At 67.8% G+C, this 6,854-nt stretch carries 9 protein-coding genes; 3 read left to right on the top strand and 6 right to left on the bottom strand.

Annotated features, from left to right (window positions below):
* Window positions 1–511: 511 nt before the first annotated feature.
* The 5 genes from ABD369_RS39690 to ABD369_RS39675 all read right to left on the bottom strand — a co-directional run bounded on the left by ABD369_RS39690 (window position 512) and on the right by ABD369_RS39675 (window position 3,597).
* Window positions 512–1,672 carry a serine hydrolase domain-containing protein gene (locus ABD369_RS39690; protein ID WP_344641513.1) on the bottom strand — a complete coding sequence of 387 codons (1,161 nt, stop codon included), beginning with the start codon at window positions 1,670–1,672 and terminating at the stop codon, window positions 512–514.
* Window positions 1,673–1,760: 88 nt separating this feature from the next.
* Window positions 1,761–2,240: a Clp protease N-terminal domain-containing protein gene (locus ABD369_RS39685; protein WP_344641512.1), complete on the bottom strand. Its 480-nt coding sequence runs from the start codon at window positions 2,238–2,240 to the stop codon at window positions 1,761–1,763.
* A complete protein-coding gene (locus ABD369_RS39680) occupies window positions 2,227–2,472 on the bottom strand; it encodes a hypothetical protein (protein ID WP_344641511.1) in 246 nt (81 codons plus the stop codon). The genes ABD369_RS39685 and ABD369_RS39680 overlap by 14 nt, the downstream gene beginning before the upstream one ends.
* A 119-nt stretch (window positions 2,473–2,591) precedes the next feature.
* Complete coding sequence (locus tag ABD369_RS41500; protein WP_425557885.1) at window positions 2,592–2,816, bottom strand: HTH domain-containing protein; 225 nt, start codon at window positions 2,814–2,816, stop codon at window positions 2,592–2,594.
* 229 nt (window positions 2,817–3,045) lie between these two features.
* A complete protein-coding gene (locus ABD369_RS39675) occupies window positions 3,046–3,597 on the bottom strand; it encodes a helix-turn-helix domain-containing protein (protein WP_344641510.1) in 552 nt (183 codons plus the stop codon).
* 63 nt (window positions 3,598–3,660) lie between these two features.
* Here ABD369_RS39675 and ABD369_RS39670 point away from each other — a divergent pair, with 63 nt between their 5' ends.
* Window positions 3,661–4,527, top strand: coding sequence for an alpha/beta fold hydrolase (locus tag ABD369_RS39670; RefSeq protein ID WP_344641509.1), 867 nt, complete (start codon window positions 3,661–3,663; stop codon window positions 4,525–4,527).
* 115 nt (window positions 4,528–4,642) lie between these two features.
* Window positions 4,643–5,284 (top strand): DUF1707 SHOCT-like domain-containing protein, encoded by a 642-nt coding sequence (locus ABD369_RS39665; protein ID WP_344641508.1) that lies wholly within the window; start codon window positions 4,643–4,645, stop codon window positions 5,282–5,284.
* 200 nt (window positions 5,285–5,484) lie between these two features.
* Here the strand turns inward: ABD369_RS39665 and ABD369_RS39660 are convergent, their stop codons facing one another.
* Complete coding sequence (locus ABD369_RS39660; RefSeq protein WP_344641507.1) at window positions 5,485–5,862, bottom strand: hypothetical protein; 378 nt, start codon at window positions 5,860–5,862, stop codon at window positions 5,485–5,487.
* 344 nt (window positions 5,863–6,206) lie between these two features.
* Here ABD369_RS39660 and ABD369_RS39655 point away from each other — a divergent pair, with 344 nt between their 5' ends.
* The gene (locus tag ABD369_RS39655) at window positions 6,207–6,788 is read left to right on the top strand and encodes a suppressor of fused domain protein (protein WP_344641506.1); all 582 of its coding nucleotides are present in this window, start codon (window positions 6,207–6,209) and stop codon (window positions 6,786–6,788) included.
* Window positions 6,789–6,854: the final 66 nt, after the last annotated feature.

The raw sequence follows: 6,854 nt of genomic DNA, 5'->3' as shown, positions 1-6,854 counted from the left end.
CCGAGCGAGAGCACCCCGCCACACACCGGGAAAGACCGTCAAACGCGCCGAGACGCTCGACCAGCACTACGGCCGCACAGGTTAAAGATCAAGCTAAGCTCAGCGGTTGAGTTGGGTGATTCAGTCGGCTCATATGAGCCCCGGGTCTCCGGTAGAAGTCGGCACTGGATTTAGGCCGTTCGTGAAGGGAACGCACTCGTCGACGGGTGGTGTTTTCCGGCGAGTTCGGGAGCCACTGATCGGGTGACGCATTCAGGGATAGCGGGGTGTCCGGGAACGCGGAGGTGGGGCGCCGGTAGGTTGTGATTGCGTGTCCTCCGCCCCGCCTCCCTGACAGTTGCGCGGCGGGAAGAGGACCCGTCTCCTTGCTCGCTCAGATGTCGGGCGACGCTGCCGCCCGACGGCTCTGCCGGTCCTCCGCGAACTTCCCCACCGGCAAGCCCCTGGGTCGGTGCCGGCTCCCCGCGAGGCCGCGGTCCTGAGCACACGATCCGCACCGTGATTGCGATGCTCAGGTCCCGCTCAGAGGTGAGAACTTCGTCCGAAGCAGATCGGTGAAGATGCCGATGGGGTCGTCCCAACCCTTGTCCACCCAGTCGCCGTTGACGTTAGCGGTGAGCATGTGCGCTCCGTCGCGGGTGCCGTAGCTGTAGGACCATGAGCCCAGGAGCGCACCACCCATGCCCCAGACCGTTTCCCCACCGGGCAGCCTCACTGAGGAGATGCCGAGACCGTAGGTGGTATGGGGGAGCCAGCCGCGGGTCGGCAACGTGGTGAACATGTCGCGTTGCTGGTTGGGCGGCAGCACGCGGCCGCCGAGCAGGGCACTGAAGAACCGGTTGAGGTCCTGGGCGGTGGAGATCATGCCGCCGGCTGCCCAGAACATGGCCGGATCAAGCTCGGTCGCCTCGTAGACGGGGGCGTCAGAGTCGGTCTGGAACAACTTCGTGTAATGCCGGGAGTGCGGCTCACGGATCGTCGGGTCGCTGCCGTGTGGCAGGTAGGTTCCGGTCAGGCCGAGCGGGTCGGCGATCCGGTCGGTGATCTCGTCGGCGAGCGCCCGGTCGCTGGCCCGTTCGATGATCATGCCTGCGAGGACGTAGTTGGTGTTGGAGTACGCCCAGTCCGATCCCGGTGCGAAGGTGGCCGGATGCGACATGGCGATCTGCGCGATCGACTCGGGGGTGTGGATCTCGTCGCGGTTCAGGGCTTCCTGGTCATCGGTGTAGTTGAAGATCCCGCTGGTGTGGTTGAGCAGCATCTTGATGGCGACCGTGCCGCCGTCGTGGCCGTTGCCGCGGACTATGCCGGGCAGCCACCGTTCCACGGCATCGTCCAGGCTCAGCCGGCCTTCAGCCGCTAACTGCAGCATCACAGTGGCCACGAACGACTTGCTGATGCTGCCGATGCGGAACCGGTCCTGCGGTGAGCGCTTACGGCCGGTTGCGGTGTCAGCCGTTCCCGCCGTACCGGACCACCGCCGGTCGCCGTCGCGGATCTCGGCGAGGATGCCGGGAAGGCCCCCAGGAGACACGGCCTGGTCGAGTAGGCGTTGGATCCTGGCGTGGCCGTCGGCCGCTGAGGCGGGTACGGCTGCAGCTCTGGCGCCCTCGTTCCCGGTCGCTGCGGCGTGCGGTTGGCCGCCGTCGGTGTAGGCAGCACATTGGTCCATTGAACCTTCTCCTTGCTGGTGGGTAAGCCGTGTAGGCCGTGCGGCCCCTGTCCACGCCGGATCGGCGGCAATAGGCCATCTCTGGTGGTCATGCGTCTTCGCTGCTGAGCGCCTGCTGCACGCGGTTCACCAGTTGGTCCTGGTCGACGGCAGCCAGGGCCAGAGCACGTGGCACGGTGCCGACCTGGGCCTGCAAGATCCCGAGCAGCAAATGTGCTGGCCGCAGCTCCTTCTTGCGGCGGACAGAGGCGAAGCTCCGCTCCAGCGCGAGCCTGGCCGATGCGCCGATCTTGGGTTGCCCGGAAACGGGGCTCGGCCGAGGAAGGGCACACGCGGCGGGAGAGACCCCGACTGCCCGCAGGCTGTGCTCGAACTCCCAGTCCAGTGCGTCGCGGACCGCTCGGCGATCGAGCCCCGCCGTGGTCAGTATCCGGTGCGTGGTGGCCTCATTGTCAGCGGCGATCGCCAACAGGAGATGGTGGGCCTCGATCGTCGCCGATCCGTCCTCACGGGCTTCCTGTATCGCCCGCACGATGATCGCATGCAGGTACCCGTCAATTGCGGACATCGCTGCGCCTCCTCAACTCGACCCCAGCAGCGATGAGCCGCTTGGCGTGCTTCTTGTGAACGGCTTGGCGCGTCACACCGAGCGCCTCGGCGACCTGCGGCCAGCCCCAGCCCGCCCGCATGGCCTGCTCGACCGCAGCGTCCTCCAGCTGATCGGCAAGGCGCCGCAGCGCCGCGACAGCTGCCAAGGCGTCAGCAGGATCTTGCGGCACGGGGCTCTCAACGGCAGGCATGCAAGCAACTCTAGTTGACTAATCTCGCTAGTCAACCCAAGTTGCTTACTGCTGGGGCGGGGTGAGTCGCGGCGAGCACTCGCCGCCACCTGTCCGGATGTCGTCAAACGATGGCGGGCTCAAGTGATCAGCGCATCACTGCTGGTCAGTAGGGCTCCGCCGCGAGCCGCTCCACTCGGCCGTGGCGGCGGCGACTTCCGCTTCAGTGGCACCGGCGACTCGATCGCCTGGCGTACCGTCCGCCGCGACACCTTGAACCGAGCCGCCAGCTCCCGCCCCGACGGCCCCTGCTCACGATGAGCCCGCCGAATCCTCTCGAACAGCCACTCACACGACCTGTGCACCACCGGTCTCCCTGACCTGGACGGTGATCAACGGGCACAGCGTGACGGCCGAACGGCCCTCCACCCCCATTTGCTCCACACGCGGCATGTCGCACACCATCACACCGGGTGGAGCCAAACTCACCGGAAAGCCACCGGCACCCAATCCCGCCGGAACCGTGGTGCCCATCCAGCCCGAAGAAATCAACGCCGCCGAGCTCAGCTTTCACTCAGGGGCAAAGCCGCTTCTTTAGCTGGGCGTTTCGTCGGAGAACGTCGGACCGACGGGGAAGCGGATGGGACTGAGCAGGTAGGGTGCCCGGCCCGGAGCTGGCTGGTTGGCCAGCCAGGGGCCCAGCACCGTGAGCAACTGATGGGTCACCTGGGCGAGTTCGTCCGGGCTGAGCCAGAGCGTGCCCTGGCGGTAGGAGACCGCGTCCGCGATTGGGTCGGCGCCGTCGCGGTCGAGGTAGGCGTTGAACTCTGCGATCAGCACAGCCATGGCGGCGGCAAAGCCCCGGCGGTGATCGTCCGGCGACATCGCGGCGGCCGCGTCGGCGTCGACGACGGGGCGGTCCTGGCGCAGCCGGTAGTGCCGCTCGACAGCGCCGCGCACCCGTTGCTCGTCGGCCACCTCCAGGAAGCCCGCCTCGGCCAGCAGGGCGACGTGCCGGTACATGGTCACCTTCGGGACCTCGGGCATGCGCTCGCACAGCTGGGAGGTGGTCAGCACCCGGCCGCCGGAAAGCGCGTGCACCACGCGCAGACGCACCGGGTGGAGAAGCACTTCGGTGGTGTCCATGACTCAACTATTTCACAAGCGATACTATTATCGAAGTTGGAAACGTAGTCTGCGGAGGGGAACATGCGTCAGGCATCGGGGCGGGCAGTGCAGGTGAACGGTCGGTCCGTCTACGTGGAGGAGTCCGGCAACGGGTCGGACTGGGTGCTCTTCGAGGCAGGCCAGGGCCTGGGACGCACCTGCTGGGACCCTGTGCTGCCACTGCTGACGGATCGGGCGCGACTGGTCGCCTACGACCGCGCCGGCTTCGGCCGCAGTGGCCGGACGGCGGTACAACTGGGCATCGACGACATGGTCGCGGACCTGGTCGCCATGGCTGCGGCAGTTGTCCCCGGCCGGTTCGTGCTCGTTGCGCACAGCATGGGAGGGCTGGTCGCGCGCCGCGCCGTGGAGAGTCTGGGGCCGCGGCTGCGAGGGCTGTTGCTGCTCGATCCGACACTGGAGAGCGCGCCCGTCTACGACACCTTCGACCGGACCGCCAGGAAGGTCGACCGCGCAATGGGCGTGACGCAGGCACTCGTCCGCTTCCGCAGGCTGGCCCGCATGGCCAGCGGAAACATCGGCCGCGTCTTCCCGGTGGACACCTACGCGACCATGCTCGCCGAGGACTTCGTCCCGGCCGGTATCGCGCAGACGAGGAAGGAGTTCAAAGCCGTTGCCGCGGCCATCCCCCAGTTCCGCGCCGAACCGCCGGGCCTCCCGACGTGCCCGACGGTCCTGCTCTCAGCATCCCGCCCCGTCAGGGGCCGGGAACGACAACACGCCGTCATCACCGAGCACCAGCGGCGTTGGGTCGAGACGCTGCCGGACGGGCGGTTCGAGAAGGTCGACTCGGCTCACTTCATCCAGGCCGAGCAGCCGGGGATCGTCGCGGAGAGAATCACAAGCCTCCTCGACCGGCCCAGCCGGACCGGCGCCCGGTCGGCCTGACGGCACCGAGGCGCCCACACAGAGCGCCGGGCGGCGCCTCCGCGCCAGCGAGCCCGACCGCCTCTCATCCGTGGCCCCGTTCCATTGCACAGATACAGCGAGGTGAACTCGAACTATGGATGCTTCACAGCCCACTGAGGCTACGCCCGGCGACCCCGGCGCGCGCAAAGGCATTCCCACCGACTCAGCACTGCGCGCATCCGATGCCGACCGCGAGCGAGCCGTAGACGTACTGCAAGCCGCCACCGCCGACGGCCGGGTCTCCACCGGCGAACTGGAAGAGCGTCTGGAACTGGTCTACAGCGCCAAGTCCAAGGACGAACTGGCCTCCATCGTCAAGGACCTGCAGCCAGTCCCCTGGTCGAGCGGAGCACCGGCGTCGACCAAAGCCGTCGGCGTCCTCAGCAATTTCGTCCGTACGGGGCGCTGGCTGGTGGGAGACAGCCATCGCAGCACCGCGGTCATCAGCCGCGGAGTGATCGATCTCCGTGAGGCCCAGTTCACCGGCCCGGAAACGACCATTCACGTCAACACATGGCTCGGCACCGTCTACGTCGTCGTCCCCGAAGACGTCGAGGTGCGTGTCGAGGGCACCGGCATCCTGGGTGGGTTCAAGCAGGACCGCGAAAACGCCGACTACTCGGCAGCCCACCGGATCAACATCACCGGCGTCGCCGCCTGCGGCAACGTCCATGTCGTCCACCAGCTCCCCCCAGCCGAGGAGCGCCGCCTCCAAGAGTGCGAGTCGAGCATTTGATCTGCGCAGCCGTTCACGGCATGACTCCCCGTGTGGGTGGTGGCCCCCCTGAATGGCGGGTGCGAGTGCCCCAGCCGTGGGCGCTGCCGCCTGGTCGGACACCGGTGTCCGACCAGGCGGCAGCGCGAGAGGGCGACTCGGGGCCGCGCGGTGTGCCGGCACCGAACTAGGCGCGTGTTCCCGCCCCGAGCCGCCGCAGGTCAGCGGAGGACGTGCGGGTTGAACCCGTACACGTTGATGACCTGGATGACCTGCCAGCCGCTGTCCCACCGGTAGAACCGGTGGCCGTCGTAGCGGTACCGGTGGCCGTGGTCGTTGCTGTACCAGTAGTTGTCCTGGCGTTCCCAGGAGCGGTGGCCGTCCCAGCGGCTCGTGTGCCCGCTGCCGTAGCGGTCGAAGCGGTCGCCCTCGTGGTCGCGGACCTGGAAGGCCGCTGGGGAGACGGAGGCGGTGGTGTCGTGGTGGACGGCCTGAAGCGGTGCGGCCGAGGCGGTACCGCCAGCGAGCAGCAGCCCACCGAGCGTCGCGGCGAGCGCGGCGGCCGCGGTGGCGGCCCGGCGTCCGACGGACTTGTTCATGATCTTTCCTCCTTGATCAGCCCGGAGTCATGGGGTGACGGCTCCGGGCGGTGCCCTGCGGTGGCGGGGCAAGAACGACGCTACCGGCAATCATGTTGAAACTTGTACATCTGCACTGTGGGGTATGTCATGCCCATCGGGCCGACAGGGCGGGGAATAACGGGGGCTGAGCGTGCGAGCCACGTATGGGGTGGCGGTGGGTGTGCGATTTGGGGTGGGCCGTGTGACACGGCTGCCGCTCGAACCTTTGCGCGCCGGAGTTCATAGACCACTTTGAGAGCCGACTCGGGCACATGATTGGTGCCTGGTCTCCACCCGCAAGCGCTGCGCAGGGCACTCCTCAGGTGGCGTGCTTCCGCGAGGGCCAGCTCCCAGGCACCCAGGCGTTCGCGACGATTGACCTCTCTCGTACTCCGTTGTGGCACCCGACTTCGGACCGTCACTTCCACCTGGAACTGCTGGCCTGCGAGAACATCAGCCGCACCAATGGCTACGGGCGCGTCCCCGAAGTGCTGGAATACGTCGCCGGGCAGCCGACGGCGAGCGGTGAGGCGATCCTTCACGGCGACGTGGTGGCGCTTCCCGCACCATTGCCCGGCGGAACCATGACGTCCCTCTATGCGGGGTTGCCCGCCTACTTCGACGACGACTTCTCCTCGGTCACCATCGAGAACGGCATTGATGTCGCCGTCGTCTGGCTGATCCCCATCACGGCGGAGGAGACCGCCTTCATTCGCGATAGAAGACGCGCTCGTTCGCCAGGACCCCGATCTCCTCGATCCCGGCCGTCCCCCAGCTCGAAACCCGACGCCCGGCAGCGCCCCGGCGCCGCCAGCCTCCCCCGGCAGCGCGCTGCGCGCCCAACTCGCCGACCCGCTGCGCCCAGCCGACAGCATGAGCTTCCCCCGAGATGCGGCGGATGGTGACAGCGGGTCAGATGGGCCTCATGAGAGGACCCGAGGCCATGGCCGCCCCGAAGAAGTACCCGCAGG

It is taken from the genome of Kitasatospora cystarginea, from assembly GCF_039533515.1.
In the GTDB taxonomy this organism is placed as follows: Bacteria; Actinomycetota; Actinomycetes; order Streptomycetales; family Streptomycetaceae; genus Kitasatospora; species Kitasatospora cystarginea.
The sequence above is the reverse complement of the archived record's forward strand: the minus strand, read 5'-3'. Positions and strand labels throughout refer to the sequence as shown.